Genomic DNA, 15,062 nt, shown 5'->3' with positions numbered 1-15,062 from the left:
AATTAGAATCCTAATTTTTTTACTAATACACAAGCATTATGACCTCCAAAACCAAAAGTATTACTCATAACAACATTCATATCTCTTTTTTGAGCTTTGTTGAAAGTGAAGTTTAACTTAGAGTCAATTTTTTCATCATCTGTAAAATGATTAATTGTAGGAGGAACGATTCCGTGTTTTATAGAAAGAATTGCCGAAATTGTTTCAATTGCTCCTGCAGCACCTAATAAGTGACCTGTCATAGATTTTGTTGAATTCAAATTCATGGAATAAGCATGTTCTCCAAAAACTTGTTCAATTGCTTTACTTTCTGCCATGTCTCCAAGAGGAGTTGAAGTTCCGTGCATGTTTACTCCGTCAACGTCAGTTGGTTTTAAACCAGCATCTCTTAAACAGTTTAGCATTACATTTTTCGCGCCTAATCCTTCTGGGTGTGGAGCTGTGATATGATGTGCATCAGCTGACATACCACCACCACCTATTTCGCAATAGATTTTAGCACCACGTGCAACAGCGTGCTCGTATTCTTCAAGAATAATTGCTCCTGCTCCTTCTCCTAGTACAAATCCGTCACGGTCTTTATCCATTGGTCTTGAAGCTGTTTTTGGATCATCGTTTCTTGTAGATAAAGCGTGCATTGCATTAAATCCTCCCATACCTGCAATAGTTACCGCAGCTTCAGAACCTCCAGTTACAATAATGTCAGCATGACCTAAACGGATGTAGTTGAATGCGTCGATTAATGCATTTGTTGAAGATGCACAAGCAGAAACTGTTGTAAAGTTAGGACCTCTGAAGCCGTATTTTATCGAAATATGTCCGCCGGCAATATCAGCGATCATTTTTGGGATAAAGAAAGGATTGAATCGAGGTGATCCGTCACCAGCAGAAAAATTAAGAACTTCTATTTGAAAAGTTTCTAATCCGCCAATTCCTGAACCCCAAATTACTCCTGCACGGTCTTTGTCAATTGTATCAAGATCAAAATTAGCATCTTTCATTGCTTCGTCAGAAGAAACAATGGCATATTGTGCATAACGATCCATTTTTCGGGCTTCTTTACGGTCTATGAAATCTTCAACATTGAAGTTTTTAAGTTCGCAGGCAAATTGGGTTCTAAATTTTGAAGCATCAAAATAAGTTATTGGTGCAGCCCCACTAACTCCGTTAATTAGACCATTCCAATACTCTTCAATATTGTTTCCAATAGGAGTAAGAGCACCTAAACCTGTTACAACAACTCGTTTTAATACCATATATTCTGTATTTTATTATCTTTAAACAAACAAAACCCACGCTTTCTTTTGTGTTTTAAAAACCTAAGAGCCATGGGTGTTTTTTATGTGTAATTGATTGAAATTCAATCGGATTTTTGATTTTTAAAAAAAATAATAACACCCGATATTTAAAAATTAAATTTTAAAACCGGGTGTGAGTTTATTATTTTTTAGCTTCTTCGATGTAAGAAATAGCTTGACCAACAGTAGCAATGTTTTCAGCTTGATCGTCTGGAATTTGAATGTCAAATTCTTTTTCGAACTCCATAATAAGCTCAACAGTGTCTAATGAGTCAGCTCCTAAATCATTAGTGAAGCTTGCTTCTGTTACAACTTCGTTTTCGTCAACGCCTAATTTGTCTACGATAATCGCTTTTACTCTTGATGCAATGTCTGACATAATCTTTAATTTTAGAATTTAATTTGGGGCAAAAATAAAAAACTTTATTTTAAAACAATCATTTAGTTGATAAATGTGACATCTAAAATAAAAAATAATTTTGAACAAAGACTTCTCAATGTTATTTAATTTCGTTTTTTATTCTTTTTTTTGTGTGACTAAAACGAGATGAATTATGAAAAAAATAGTTGTTTTTGCTTCTGGATCTGGGACAAATGCTGAAAATATTATAAAACATTTTAAAGGAGGTGCTATTGGAGAAGTGGTTAGTGTTTTTACTAATAATGCCAAAGCCGGAGTGATAGAAAGAGCTAAAAATAATGCTGTTCCGGTTGAGATTTTTACAAAAGCGGATCTTAATGAAAGTGCTTTAATACAAAAAGTAAAAGATATTCAGCCTGATTTAATTGTTTTAGCAGGGTTTTTATTGAAGTTTCCTGACGAACTTGTTGCAACTTATCCAGATAGTATTATTAATATTCATCCGGCTTTGTTGCCTAAATATGGCGGAAAAGGAATGTATGGAATGCATGTACACAGAGCAATTGTTGAAAATAAAGAGAAAGAAACAGGTATAACTATTCATTATGTTAATGAGAATTATGATGAAGGAGCTATTATTTTTCAAAAACAAGTAACAGTTTTAGGAACTGATACACCAGAAGTTGTAGCTGAAAAAATCCATGAATTAGAACAGAGATATTTTCCGGGTGTTGTTGAGGACGTGTTAAAAGCTAAATCATAAGTTTGGATTATCAAGTACATATATATACTGATGGCGCTGCAAAGGGAAATCCCGGACCTGGAGGTTATGGTGTAGTTATGGAATTAGTAGGAACTTCGCATAAAAAAGAATTTTATGAAGGTTTCAGGCATACTACTAATAACAGGATGGAATTACTGGCTGTAATTGTGGGACTCGAAAAACTGAAAAATCCCAATATGAAAGTTTTGGTGATTTCAGATTCAAAATATGTAGTAGATTCAGTGGTTAAGAAATGGGTTTTAGGTTGGGAAAAGAAAGGCTTTGCAGCTAGAAAAAATCCCGATTTATGGAAACGGTTTCTGGTAGTTTATAGAAAGCATCAGGTTGATTTCAAGTGGATAAAAGGACATAATAATCATCCCCAAAACGAGCGTTGCGATGCTTTAGCGGTTTTTGCGTCAAACCAAAAAGCCTTGTCAATAGATGCTTTTTATGAGAATGAAGAGGGTAGAATTTTGTGATAATTTTGTCGATTTTAACTTTTGCAAGATTGTAACTTATGAACTATCTTTGCACTTTAATTCGAAATTCATCAAATGAATAAATTATTGATTGTTGGAACAGTTGCTTTCGACGCAATTGAAACCCCATTCGGAAAAACCGATAAGATTTTGGGTGGAGCTGGAACTTATATCGGACTTTCAGCGGCTTTTTTTAACTTACAATCAGCTATCGTCTCAGTGGTAGGCGATGATTTTCCTCAAGAATATTTAGATTTATTTACTGAAAGAAATATTGATATTTCCGGACTTGAAGTAGTAAAAGGAGGGAAAACTTTCTTTTGGAGCGGTCGTTACCATAATGATTTGAATTCAAGAGATACTTTAGTAACTGAATTAAATACATTGGCAGATTTTCAGCCAAAAGTTCCTGAAAATTATAAAAATGCCGATGTGGTGATGTTAGGAAACTTACATCCAATAGTACAAAGCAGTGTTTTAGATCAATTAGAAAGCAAACCAAAATTAGTAGTTTTAGATACTATGAATTTCTGGATGGATTGCGCATTACCTGAATTGTTAGACGTAATTAAACGTGTAGACGTAATTACAGTTAATGATGAAGAAGCAAGACAACTTTCGGGTGAATATTCTTTAGTAAAAGCAGCAGCAAAAATTCAGGCTATGGGTCCTGAATATGTTGTTATTAAAAAAGGAGAGCACGGTGCATTGTTATTTCATGGTAATAATGTGTTTTTTGCTCCGGCATTGCCTTTAGAAGAAGTATTTGACCCAACAGGAGCGGGAGATACCTTTGCAGGAGGATTTGCAGGGTTTATTACTCAAAGCGAGAATGTTTCTTTCGAAAATATGAAAAATGCGATTATTTACGGTTCTAATTTAGCTTCCTTTTGCGTAGAGAAATTTGGAACTGAACGAATGGTTGGTTTAGATAAAAAAGAGGTTGTGTCCCGACTAAAGCAATTTAAGTCATTGACACAATTTGATATAGAATTATAATGCCTTGAAGCCTCGGAAACGGGGCTTTTTTAATTAGTATTGTTCTTATTAGTATAAAACTCACACAACACAAATATTATTACAATGAGCGACGCTTTAAAACATGAATGTGGAATAGCTTTAGTTAGACTACTTAAACCGCTTGAATTTTACAAGGAAAAGTATGGTTCTGCTTTTTACGGGATACAAAAAATGTATCTAATGATGGAGAAACAGCATAATCGCGGACAAGATGGTGCCGGTTTTGCCAGTATAAAACTAGATGTTGAACCTGGGGAAAGATACATCAGCAGAGTGCGTTCTAATCAATCACAGCCTATTCAGGATGTATTTGCTCAAATTAACGAAAGAGTGAATGAAGAGTTGACAGCGCACCCGGAATATGCAGATGATGTAGCGGCACAAAAGGCTAATATTCCTTATATAGGAGAATTGTTTTTAGGTCACGTTCGTTATGGAACTTTTGGAAAAAATAGTATTGAAAGCGTACATCCTTTCTTGAGACAAAGTAACTGGATGCATCGTAACCTTATTTTGGCAGGAAACTTTAATATGACAAATGTTAAAGAGCTTTTTCAAAATTTGGTTGAATTAGGGCAGCATCCAAAAGAAATGGCGGATACAGTTACAGTAATGGAAAAAATAGGTCACTTTTTAGATAAAGAAGTGATGCAGTTGTATCAGGATTGTAAGGCTGAAGGTTATTCTAAACAAAGTGCTTCGCCTGTAATTGCTGAACGTTTAGATATTGCTAAAATACTGGCTCGTTCTGCTAAAAACTTAGATGGAGGTTATGCAATGGCTGGTTTATTAGGTCATGGAGATGCTTTTGTTTTTAGAGATCCGGCAGGAATTCGTCCGGCTTATTATTATCAGGATGATGAAGTAGTTGTTGTGGCTTCTGAAAGACCAGTTATTCAAACTGTGTTTAATGTTCCTTTTGAAAGTGTTCAGGAAATCGATCCGGGAAATGCTTTGATCATCAAGAAAAACGGAACAGTTTCTATGAAAGAAATTTTAACTCCTACGGTTAAAAAATCATGTTCATTTGAGCGTATTTATTTCTCAAGAGGTAGTGATGCCGAAATTTATCAGGAAAGAAAGAATTTAGGAAAATTGATTTTGCCTGCGGTTTTAAATTCAATCGACCAGGATACTGATAATACGGTGTTCTCATATATTCCTAATACAGCTGAAACTTCTTTCTACGGATTAGTTGAAGCAGCTCAGGATTTCTTAAATCAAAGAAAAAATAATTATATTCTAGCGAATAGAAATACATTAACTGCAGAAACCTTACAGGAATTATTAGCGGTAAAAATCAGAACTGAAAAAGTAGCTATTAAAGATGCTAAGCTTAGAACCTTTATTACTGCCGATGATAGCCGTGATGATTTAGTAGCTCACGTTTATGATGTGACTTATGGAGTTATCAAGCCAACGGATAATTTAGTTATTATTGATGATAGTATCGTGAGAGGAACAACGCTGAAAAAGAGTATCATCAAAATGATGGATCGTTTGAATCCAAAACGAATTGTTATTGTTTCTTCGGCACCACAAATTCGTTTCCCTGATTGTTACGGAATCGATATGGCAAAATTAGAAGGTCTGGTTGCTTTTAGAGCAGCATTAGCACTTTTGAAAGAAAGAAACTTGTATCATATTGTTGATGAAGTGTATGCTAAATGTAAAGCTCAGGAAAATTATAAGGATACTGATGTGGTGAATTATGTAAACGCTATTTATGAGCCATTCACTGATCAGGAGATTTCAGATAAAATTGCCGAAATGTTAAGTTCTCCTTCAATTAAGGCCGAAGTGAAAATCATTTTCCAAACGGTAGAAGATTTACATGTTGCTTGTCCTAAAAACTTAGGAGACTGGTATTTTACAGGAGATTATCCTACGCCAGGAGGTAACAGAGTGGTAAACCGTGCCTTCATGAATTTTTACGAAGGTAAGGATGCAAGAGCTTACTAATCGATAATTTGAGTTATTTATCGGTTTTTTAGGTTGTTTGTCTTGAATGTTTGTAGATAAGATATTACTAAGATATATTTGTTACACCATAATATTAGTAGGTTAAGTTTATGGTAGATTTGGGGCAAAAAAGGTGGAAGCAATTCCACCTTTTTTATTTTTCTTAAAGAAGAAAAGAATATAGAGAATAGAAAATAGATTTTAGATATAAAAAAAGACGGATAATCTTTGATCATCCGTCTTTTTTCTTTATTCTAATTTCTTTAGATTATTTCTCTGAAGCATATCTTCTAGCTACTTCAGTCCAGTTAATTACACTGAAAAAAGCTTCAATATAATCAGGTCTTCTGTTTTGGTAGTTTAAGTAGTAAGCGTGCTCCCAAACGTCCATTCCTAAGATTGGAGTTCCACCGCAACCAACACCTGGCATTAATGGATTGTCTTGATTTGGAGTTCCGCAAACATCCAATTTTCCACCTTCTTGGACACATAGCCAAGCCCATCCTGAACCAAATTGAGTTGCTCCGGCTTTAGCAAACTTAGCTTTGAATTCTTCGAATGATCCAAAAGCATTTTCGATAGCAGCTAATAAATCACCTGTTGGTAATCCGCCACCGTTTGGAGACATCACTGTCCAGAATAAATTGTGATTGTAAAAACCTCCACCATTGTTGCGAACAGCAGCGTTAGATTTATCTAAGTTGATTAAGATATTTTCAATTGTTTTTCCTTCTAAATCAGTACCTGCAATAGCAGCGTTTAGATTAGTAGTATACGCATTATGATGTTTTGTGTGGTGGATTTCCATTGTACGAGCATCAATATGTGGTTCTAATGCGTCATACGCATATGGTAATTGCGGTAATTCAAAAGCCATGATATTTTTTGTTTAAGATTTATAAATAATTTATTCCAAAATTAAACATTTCTATTTGTAATTGGAAACTATGCTTCATTAAATAAATTAAATAATGTATTTTTTTGTTATTTTATTGTGCAGGTTGTAGTTTTTCGTCTAGAGATTAGTGGTTTGTGTTCTTGTAATAATTTTGAAATTTTAACTTTCAAAAGTGTTAAGATTGTGCCATTGCCATACAAATAATACTGATTTTTGCTCCGGGAATTTTCAACAAAGCATGGCTGCAAGCTTCAAGAGTGGCGCCAGTTGTGATGACATCATCAATAAGGATAAAATGTTTATTGTGGTCTTTTTCGGTATAGTGAACATCAAATATATTATCGATTGCTTCGGTTCGTCCTAAAAGATTTTTCTTTGATTGGGTTTTCGAATAGACTTTTCGAAACAGAATCGTTTCGTTATAGTTAAGATGTAGATTTTTTGAAAATGATTGTCCAAAAGTCCTTACCTGATTATAACCTCTTTCTTTAAATTTTTTAGGATGCAACGGAACTGGAATTATTTCATCTGCTTTTAAAATTGATAGAATTTCTCTTAAATCTTCGGCATACCAGTCGCCAAGAATGGTTCCAATTTCTTCATGTCCTTTGTACTTTAAATTATGAATGAGTTTTTGAACGATTCCCTTTTTATGAAAATATAAAAATGCTGAGGCATATTCGACAGGAATTCGGCCATAAAATTTTTTGTAAGCTTCATTTTCTTCCAATAAATGATGGTTGGTCAACGGAATATTATGTCGGCAAATGGTACAAATTACCTTTTCATTTGCTACTAAAATAGTATCGCAACCAGAGCAGCTTTTAGGAAAGAATAGGTTTATGATGCTTTTAAACATATCAGGAGCTTTATTATTTCTAAAATTATAAAAATCAATGCTTCAAACTTTAATTATTTTCTTTTTTTTAAATTCACTTTTCCTATTTTTGCACCACTATGGCAAAACAAGAAGATATATTTAAGAATGTGGTTTCGCACGCAAAAGAGTACGGATTTATTTTTCCGTCAAGCGAAGTTTACGATGGTTTAAGTGCAGTATATGATTACGCACAAAACGGTGTCGAATTAAAAAAGAATATCCGTGAATATTGGTGGAAATCAATGGTTCAGATGAATGAAAATATCGTCGGCCTTGATGCTGCAATATTGATGCATCCAACTACCTGGAAAGCTTCGGGTCACGTTGATGCATTCAATGATCCATTAATTGATAATAAAGATTCTAAAAAAAGATATAGAGCTGACGTTTTGGTTGAAGATTTTGCTGAAAAAATTCATCAAAAAGCACAAAAAGAAATTGACAAAGCTAAAGCTCGTTTTGGGGATGCATTCAACGAACAGGAATTTATTACTACAAATGCAAGAGTAGTTGAATATTTAGCACGCGAAAAAGAAATCAGAGAGCGTTTAGGACGTTCTTTAGGAAACGGAGATTTAGAAGATGTAAAAGCTTTGATCGAAGAGCTTGAAATAGCTGATCCTGAAACGGGTTCTAAAAACTGGACAGATGTTAAGCAGTTCAACTTGATGTTCGGAACTAAACTAGGAGCTTCTGCTGAAAATGCAATGGATCTTTATTTACGGCCGGAAACAGCACAAGGGATTTTTGTGAATTTTTTAAATGTTCAGAAATCAGGACGTATGAAAGTTCCTTTCGGAATTGCTCAAACAGGTAAAGCGTTCAGAAATGAGATTGTTGCAAGACAATTTATTTTCCGTATGCGTGAATTTGAACAAATGGAAATGCAGTTTTTTGTACGTCCAGGCGAAGAAATGAAATGGTACGAGCACTGGAAAGAAACGCGTTTAAAATGGCATTTATCATTAGGGTTAGGAAAAGAAAATTATCGTTTTCATGATCACGAAAAATTAGCTCATTACGCTAATGCTGCTGCTGATATCGAATTTAATTTTCCTTTTGGATTCAAAGAATTAGAAGGAATTCACTCTCGTACAGATTTCGACTTAAAAGCACATGAACAATATTCAGGTAGAAAATTACAGTATTTTGATCCTGAATTAAACGAAAACTACGTTCCTTATGTAGTAGAAACTTCGGTAGGTTTAGATAGAATGTTCTTAGCAGTTTTTGCAACATCTTTACAGGAAGAAACTTTGGAAGATGGTTCAACAAGAACAGTTTTAAAACTACCAGCAGTTTTAGCGCCAACAAAAGCAGCGGTTTTACCATTAGTTAAAAAAGATGGATTACCTGAAATTTCTAAGAAAATAATCGAAGATTTGAAATGGGATTTCAGTGTGACTTATGATGAAAAAGATGCTGTAGGACGTCGTTACAGAAGACAGGATGCATTAGGAACTCCGTTTTGTATCACTGTAGATCATCAAACAATCGAAGATCAAACTGTAACAATTCGTCACAGAGACACTATGAAACAAGATCGCGTAAAAATTTCTGAGTTAAGAAATATTATCGAAAATGAAGTTTCAACGAAAAACTGGTTAATGAAAATGTAATTTTTTTTCATACTATAGTAAGAAGCTCTCCAAAACGGAGAGCTTTTTTTTGTTTTAGATAGTCTTGTGTAAGAAATGATTGTAAAATTTTAAGCAATGAAAAAAGGCGATTTTACTCTTGGTCGGTTTTTTTTACCCTTTATCAATCACTATTCGCATTTAATCGATTTCTAACGACAATTAATCGGTTAAAAAGGTTTAATGTTTATTTTTAACTTCTAGAATGTTAGTTTTTTTAACTAAATATTCAGTATAGTTTTCCCAAAACTACCACATTGATTTTCTAATAGATGGTTGAAGCATTTATGTTTCAATTGTTATAATTATTTATGCCTAATCGTAGGGAATTGCCATCTATGAATTACTCATACATCATAATTGATGATAATAAAGAAAGTGCTGAAAAGACGAAAACGATCACCGATGGTTTTTCAGAACTTATATTTTTGGGTATTGCCAGTAATTATAATGAAGGGCTCAATTTAATTCTCGAACACAAACCCAAATTAATTTTTCTTGAAATTGAACCTGCTGACAAAAAAAGCAATTTGTCATTAGCACTTATTAGTGAATTGTATAGGTATTTAAATGTTGTTCCTAAGATTATTGTAACAACCTCTAAAAAAGAATTAGCATTTGAAGCGATACAATATGAGGTATCAGATTATTTTATCAAACCGGTAACCCGATTTGATATGGTGAAGTCATTGTTGAAAATTAGTAAATCTAATAAAGTGGATCAATCAGAACCAGTAACGGTTAATCCTAAAGAAACTGATTTTGAACCTGAAGAAATTATTGTTACAGGAGTTGTTAAGTCTGAAACACTCGGAATTCAACGAGATCCTCTTATATTATGTGTTAAGTCATATGGTGATTACAGGTATATAGATACTAGAGATATTGCCTATTTTCAAGCAGATAATAATTCTACAGATATTCATTTAATCAATGGTGAAATGGTTACTGCTTTTAAAACACTTAAGCTTTTTGAAGGAGTTTTGCCTTACCCTTTTGTTCGTATTCATAACAGTTATATTGTTAATAGTAATTGTATTTCCAGAATACATACAGGAAATGCATTGTGTTACATTAAAAATACATCTATAAAATTACCTTTCTCTAAATCATATAAGTCTAATATAGATTTAATAATTTCTGAAATTTCTAATGGGAATTATCTTGAAATTTAAAAAATAACCATCTACCATGATTTGATATTCATTCACTCATAATTGGGTACATTCTACCATAAACACCTGAAAACACCTATATAACAAGGGTTAGCTATGTAATTTTACTTCAAGAAAAAGCAAAGGCAATTTCTTTTAAACAAGTAAAAAAGTATTAAAACATAAAAAACCCAAATTATGAAAAAATCTATTGTAACAATCGGACTATTTTCTTTAGTAATGATTTTAACATCATTCACAACTTCTGCTAATGATGGAGGTACTAGAACAATTAAAACTGATTATACTTCAAACGACGGAGGTACCAGAACAATCAAAACTGATTACACTTCAAATGATGGAGGAACTAGAACAATCAAAACTGATTATACTTCTAACGACGGAGGAACCAGAACGATTAAAACCGATTTTACTTCAAATGATGGAGGAACTAGAACAATCAAAACAGATTAATTAGAAAATAACTAAATATATTAAGGCTATCAATTTTGATAGCCTTTTTTTATGGAACTAATTTTAAATTAGTATTTTTGAAAAAACAGGAAAATTACATTTGAAAACAAATAGTTTAAAGTTAATATTGGTAATGGTATTATTTATTTTTTTTGGGTGTAACCAAAGAAAATCAAATGGTAAATATTTCAATGTTGTAAATGATAGTTTGTCTATTTATTTTGATTCAGCCAATGACTTTAATCTCTCAAAACAAAAAAGATTAGAATATATTCTTAAAGCAAATGAGGTCGTTATAAATCAGGATAATGATTCATTAAACAGAGTTAATTTATTTAAAGTAGCTAATAGATATTATAATCTTAACTATTGGAAAGAATACAATCAAACAGTAAATTTAGTTTTAAATAATTCTGAAAGAGCGGCCGATACTGTTAGTATGGCAAAAGCGTTTAGTTATTTAGGTGATTATTATCTTCAAAAATCAGTTTCAGATTCTGCTTTTTTATATTATTATAAAGCTGAAAAAGTATATGCAAAGCTTAATGATAAAATTCAATTAGCCAAAGCACTTATTAATAAGGCTGAATTATTATATAGAGTGGGTGATCTTATAAACAGTGAAAAAGAAATCTTTAATGTACTTCGCATTATAAAAAATGAAAAAAGTGAGGTTGAGATTTTTTATGACGCTTATAACTTATTAGGCTTAGTATATAATGGAATGGATGAATATGAAAATGCTATTTTATATCATAAAAAAGCCTTGAAAAGTTTAGATGAAATGCAAATAATAGGGAAAAGTCAAACAATGGCGATTTCTTATTTAAATCTAGGCTTGGTTTATATGAAGTTAAAAAAATACAAACTAGCAAAAGATTATTTCTTAAAGGGTATCGAACAACAAAAAATAGATAATCAGGATTTAAGAATTTATGCTTTACTATTAGACAATTTAGGATATTCAAAATATAATTTGAATGAAGATGATGAGTTACCTGAATTGTTCTATAAGTCATTAAAGATAAGAGATAGTTTGAATTTTCGTTCTGAAATTCCTTCAAGTAAGATTCATCTTTCGGAGTACTATAGTTCTAAAGATGATACAGAGAAATCATTACAGTTTGCCAAAGAAGCGCTTTTCTTGGCAAAAAAAATCAACAGACCGAGGGAGATTTTACTTGCTTTAAAACAAATTAGTATTGTTGATCCTCAAAATGCATCCAATTATACTAAAGAGTATATTCGTATTAATGAAGAGTTACAGAAAGATGAACGAAAAATTGGGGAAAAATTTACACGTATTCAATATGATACTGATCAAATAAAAGGGGAGAATACTGATCTTGCAACCAAAAATCGAAATCTGGTTTACTTTTTTAGTTGCCTAACTATTTTAGGACTTTTTATTTATATCATTAAATCGCAAAAAGCTAAAAACAGAGAGCTTTTATACAAACAGCAACAGCAAAAAGCCAATGAGGATATTTATAATTTGATGATATCTCAACAAAATACTATTGAAGCTAATAGAGTTCAGGAAAAAAAACGTGTGGCGCAGGAATTGCATGATGGTGTTTTGGGTAGGATGTTTGGTGTACGGATGAATTTAGAAGGCTTGAATCAATTTAATGATGATTTAGCTGTTAGTCAGCGAAATGATTATTTATCCGAATTAAAAAATATTGAACAGGATATTCGTGAAATTTCACATGATTTAAATAGAGAAAAATCAGAATTAATTAATAACTTCGTTGCAATTGTCGACAATTTATTTGAGGAACAAAGAAAAACATTTCCATCTAAATTGATTTCTAATATTGATTCGTCTATAAAATGGGATTTAGCTGTCAATTCAGTGAAGATTAATTTATACAGAATTATTCAGGAGTCTTTGCAAAATATTAATAAATATGCTAATGCAACGACAATTAAAGTAGATCTTAAAAAACAAGAAGATAGCATTGTTCTGGTAATTGCTGATGATGGTGTTGGTTTCAATGTTAATCTTAAGAAAAAAGGAATTGGTTTGCAAAATATGATTTCACGTGCGAAAGAATGTAATGGAGAATTTGCTATAAAATCTAAAAAAGGTGAAGGAACAACAACTACGGTAACCATTCCGTTAGAATAATCGATAATAATCTAAGTGAATGACAACTGAAAGCCTCCAAGTCAAACTTAAAAAAAACATCTTAATTGTTGACGATCATCCTTTTATTATTCAGGGATATAAAAATGCTATAACAAGGTACAATCCGGTTGAATATGATTTTTCGATTTCAGAAGCCAAAGATTGTGAATCGGCATATGAATTAATTACGAATACCGATGATTTAGTTTTTGATGTCGCATTTCTGGATATTAGTATGCCTCCTTATGAAGAAAAAGGGCTTCACTCAGGAGAAGATTTAGCAAAATTGATTTTGCAATATATGCCAAATTGCAAAATTATCATGTTGACGATGTTTACGGAGTTTTTAAAATTAAAAACCTTGATTAACAAGGTAAATCCAAGAGGATTAGTTATTAAAAATGATTTAACTTTTGATGAATTACTAAACACCTTTGATAAAGTAATTAACGATGAGATCTACTATAGTAAATCAATTTTAGAAATGCTTGGTTCGCATGATAATTCGATCGAAATTGATTTGTTCGATAAACAAATATTATTTCATTTGTCAAAAGGAACGAAAATTCAGGACATACCTCAATTTGTACCTATATCTTTAAATGCAATAGAATCCAGGAAGACAAATCTTAAGGAATTGCTCGAAGTTATTGAAGGTGATGATACTGATCTTGTTAAAGCAGCTAAAAATAAAGGATTGATTTTTTAATCAAAAAAATAAAAACCGCAAACTCCATGAAAATAATCTTGAGTTTGCGGTTTTTTATTAATTCTTGAAATTTATTCGCTCAAAGCATTCCATCCTCTGGCTTTTAAAGGAATTTTAGTATTAGCACGAGTAACTAAATGAATTCCTTCGCTTTCTTCAGTCATGTGTCCAATGATAGAAAAATTAGGATTTCCTTTAATCTTATCGAAATCATCAATCGGGATAGTAAAAAGCAATTCGTAATCTTCACCGCCATTAATCGCTACAGTAGTACTATCGATATCAAATTCTTCACATACATTGATAAATTGCGGATCAAGTGGTAATTTATCTTCATATAAATTACAACCCACTTTAGATTGCTTGCAGATATGAATAATTTCAGAGGATAAGCCATCCGAAATATCGATCATTGCTGTTGGTTTTATTTCTAAAGCGTGTAATAAAGTGCGAACATCTGCTCTGGCTTCGGGTTTTAATTGGCGTTCAATTAAATAAGTATATAATTCTAAATCAGGTTGCGAATTTGGGTTTACCTGAAATACTTGCTTTTCTCTTTCTAAAACCTGCAATCCCATGTAAGCTGCGCCAATATCGCCGGTTACTACTAATAAATCAGTTGATTTTGCACCATTTCTATAAACAATTTCTTCTTCATCAGCTTCGCCTAAAACAGTAATACTTATGATTAATCCTTTTTGCGATGAAGTCGTATCGCCACCAATAACATCTATTTTGTATTCATTGGCAGCCAATGTAATTCCGTGGAATAATTCTTCCAGAGCTTCCAGCGGAAAACGATTAGAAACAGCAATCGAAACTGTAATTTGAGTAGCCTTGGCATTCATCGCACAAATGTCGGAGACATTAGAAACAACTGCTTTGTAACCCAAATGTTTTAATGGCATGTAAGCCAAATCAAAATGAACGCCTTCAACCATAATATCGGTCGAAACTACTACTTTTTTGTCTTTGAAATCTAAAACGGCAGCATCATCGCCAATTCCTTTAAGTGTTGAACTTTGGTTAATTTCGAAATTTTTAGTCAAATGTTCAATTAAGCCAAATTCGCCTAATTGAGATATACTGGTGCGTTGCGGATTTTTATCTTCGATCATCTTTATTCAAATGTTTTGCTGGCAAAGATACGAAGCTTTTATCTAGCTGAAAAGAAATCTATTTGCAAGTGATTTTAGTTTTGAAAATAATTTTAAGAAATTGAAAAGCTACTGACAAACTGTTGTCACCAGCCGTATTTACTTTTGAAAAAGTAAAAATATAAAACTTTAA

General features: G+C 32.4%; 14 protein-coding genes. 9 read left to right on the top strand and 5 right to left on the bottom strand.

Going from position 1 to position 15,062, the window contains the following annotated elements:
• Positions 1-2: 2 nt before the first annotated feature.
• Both fabF and FEM21_RS08750 read right to left on the bottom strand, forming a co-directional pair.
• Positions 3-1,256 carry a beta-ketoacyl-ACP synthase II gene (gene fabF / locus FEM21_RS08755; RefSeq protein ID WP_035659598.1) on the bottom strand — a complete coding sequence of 418 codons (1,254 nt, stop codon included), beginning with the start codon at positions 1,254-1,256 and terminating at the stop codon, positions 3-5.
• Positions 1,257-1,440: 184 nt separating this feature from the next.
• A complete protein-coding gene (locus FEM21_RS08750; RefSeq protein ID WP_007137004.1) occupies positions 1,441-1,677 on the bottom strand; it encodes an acyl carrier protein in 237 nt (78 codons plus the stop codon).
• 175 nt (positions 1,678-1,852) lie between these two features.
• Here FEM21_RS08750 and purN point away from each other — a divergent pair, with 175 nt between their 5' ends.
• The 4 genes from purN (at position 1,853) to FEM21_RS08730 (ending at position 5,886) form a co-directional block, all read left to right on the top strand.
• Positions 1,853-2,422 (top strand): phosphoribosylglycinamide formyltransferase, encoded by a 570-nt coding sequence (gene purN / locus FEM21_RS08745; RefSeq protein ID WP_035659596.1) that lies wholly within the window; start codon positions 1,853-1,855, stop codon positions 2,420-2,422.
• A gap of 2 nt (positions 2,423-2,424) precedes the next feature.
• On the top strand, positions 2,425-2,904 hold the full coding sequence (gene rnhA, locus FEM21_RS08740) for a ribonuclease HI (protein ID WP_035659594.1): 480 nt from the start codon (positions 2,425-2,427) through the stop codon (positions 2,902-2,904).
• A gap of 75 nt (positions 2,905-2,979) precedes the next feature.
• Positions 2,980-3,903 carry a PfkB family carbohydrate kinase gene (locus FEM21_RS08735; RefSeq protein ID WP_035659593.1) on the top strand — a complete coding sequence of 308 codons (924 nt, stop codon included), beginning with the start codon at positions 2,980-2,982 and terminating at the stop codon, positions 3,901-3,903.
• A gap of 84 nt (positions 3,904-3,987) precedes the next feature.
• Complete coding sequence (locus FEM21_RS08730) at positions 3,988-5,886, top strand: amidophosphoribosyltransferase (protein ID WP_035659592.1); 1,899 nt, start codon at positions 3,988-3,990, stop codon at positions 5,884-5,886.
• Positions 5,887-6,154: 268 nt separating this feature from the next.
• On the opposite strand, the gene FEM21_RS08725 is transcribed toward FEM21_RS08730, so the two are convergent.
• Both FEM21_RS08725 and FEM21_RS08720 read right to left on the bottom strand, forming a co-directional pair.
• Positions 6,155-6,763 carry a superoxide dismutase gene (locus FEM21_RS08725; RefSeq protein WP_035659590.1) on the bottom strand — a complete coding sequence of 203 codons (609 nt, stop codon included), beginning with the start codon at positions 6,761-6,763 and terminating at the stop codon, positions 6,155-6,157.
• A gap of 196 nt (positions 6,764-6,959) precedes the next feature.
• Positions 6,960-7,643, bottom strand: coding sequence for a ComF family protein (locus FEM21_RS08720; RefSeq protein WP_035659589.1), 684 nt, complete (start codon positions 7,641-7,643; stop codon positions 6,960-6,962).
• A gap of 98 nt (positions 7,644-7,741) precedes the next feature.
• Between FEM21_RS08720 and FEM21_RS08715 the strand changes: the two genes are divergently transcribed.
• The 5 genes from FEM21_RS08715 (at position 7,742) to FEM21_RS08695 (ending at position 13,772) form a co-directional block, all read left to right on the top strand.
• On the top strand, positions 7,742-9,283 hold the full coding sequence (locus FEM21_RS08715; RefSeq protein WP_035659587.1) for a glycine--tRNA ligase: 1,542 nt from the start codon (positions 7,742-7,744) through the stop codon (positions 9,281-9,283).
• Positions 9,284-9,612: 329 nt separating this feature from the next.
• Positions 9,613-10,476: a LytR/AlgR family response regulator transcription factor gene (locus tag FEM21_RS08710; RefSeq protein WP_236353587.1), complete on the top strand. Its 864-nt coding sequence runs from the start codon at positions 9,613-9,615 to the stop codon at positions 10,474-10,476.
• Between the two features lie 177 nt (positions 10,477-10,653).
• A complete protein-coding gene (locus FEM21_RS08705; RefSeq protein WP_035659584.1) occupies positions 10,654-10,929 on the top strand; it encodes a hypothetical protein in 276 nt (91 codons plus the stop codon).
• A 133-nt stretch (positions 10,930-11,062) separates the two neighbouring features.
• Entirely contained in the window at positions 11,063-13,063 is a 2,001-nt protein-coding gene (locus FEM21_RS08700) for a tetratricopeptide repeat-containing sensor histidine kinase (protein ID WP_035659582.1), read from the top strand.
• A gap of 19 nt (positions 13,064-13,082) precedes the next feature.
• Complete coding sequence (locus tag FEM21_RS08695; protein ID WP_035659581.1) at positions 13,083-13,772, top strand: response regulator transcription factor; 690 nt, start codon at positions 13,083-13,085, stop codon at positions 13,770-13,772.
• A gap of 71 nt (positions 13,773-13,843) precedes the next feature.
• Here the strand turns inward: FEM21_RS08695 and thiL are convergent, their stop codons facing one another.
• Entirely contained in the window at positions 13,844-14,890 is a 1,047-nt protein-coding gene (gene thiL, locus FEM21_RS08690; protein ID WP_035659580.1) for a thiamine-phosphate kinase, read from the bottom strand.
• Positions 14,891-15,062: the final 172 nt, after the last annotated feature.

The organism is Flavobacterium seoulense, assembly GCF_000695795.1.
In the GTDB taxonomy this organism is placed as follows: Bacteria; Bacteroidota; Bacteroidia; order Flavobacteriales; family Flavobacteriaceae; genus Flavobacterium; species Flavobacterium seoulense.
The sequence above is the reverse complement of the archived record's forward strand: the minus strand, read 5'-3'. Positions and strand labels throughout refer to the sequence as shown.

What these genes read in the sequence shown, in the direction of transcription:
- fabF (WP_035659598.1), bottom strand. Translation starts at nt 1,256, where the DNA reads ATGGTATTAAAACGAGTTGTTGTAACAGGTTTAGGTGCTCTTACTCCT.
- FEM21_RS08750 (WP_007137004.1), bottom strand. Translation starts at nt 1,677, where the DNA reads ATGTCAGACATTGCATCAAGAGTAAAAGCGATTATCGTAGACAAATTA.
- purN (WP_035659596.1), top strand. Translation starts at nt 1,853, where the DNA reads ATGAAAAAAATAGTTGTTTTTGCTTCTGGATCTGGGACAAATGCTGAA.
- FEM21_RS08735 (WP_035659593.1), top strand. Translation starts at nt 2,980, where the DNA reads ATGAATAAATTATTGATTGTTGGAACAGTTGCTTTCGACGCAATTGAA.
- FEM21_RS08730 (WP_035659592.1), top strand. Translation starts at nt 3,988, where the DNA reads ATGAGCGACGCTTTAAAACATGAATGTGGAATAGCTTTAGTTAGACTA.
- FEM21_RS08725 (WP_035659590.1), bottom strand. Translation starts at nt 6,763, where the DNA reads ATGGCTTTTGAATTACCGCAATTACCATATGCGTATGACGCATTAGAA.
- FEM21_RS08720 (WP_035659589.1), bottom strand. Translation starts at nt 7,643, where the DNA reads ATGTTTAAAAGCATCATAAACCTATTCTTTCCTAAAAGCTGCTCTGGT.
- FEM21_RS08715 (WP_035659587.1), top strand. Translation starts at nt 7,742, where the DNA reads ATGGCAAAACAAGAAGATATATTTAAGAATGTGGTTTCGCACGCAAAA.
- FEM21_RS08710 (WP_236353587.1), top strand. Translation starts at nt 9,613, where the DNA reads ATGCCTAATCGTAGGGAATTGCCATCTATGAATTACTCATACATCATA.
- FEM21_RS08705 (WP_035659584.1), top strand. Translation starts at nt 10,654, where the DNA reads ATGAAAAAATCTATTGTAACAATCGGACTATTTTCTTTAGTAATGATT.
- FEM21_RS08700 (WP_035659582.1), top strand. Translation starts at nt 11,063, where the DNA reads ATGGTATTATTTATTTTTTTTGGGTGTAACCAAAGAAAATCAAATGGT.
- FEM21_RS08695 (WP_035659581.1), top strand. Translation starts at nt 13,083, where the DNA reads ATGACAACTGAAAGCCTCCAAGTCAAACTTAAAAAAAACATCTTAATT.
- thiL (WP_035659580.1), bottom strand. Translation starts at nt 14,890, where the DNA reads ATGATCGAAGATAAAAATCCGCAACGCACCAGTATATCTCAATTAGGC.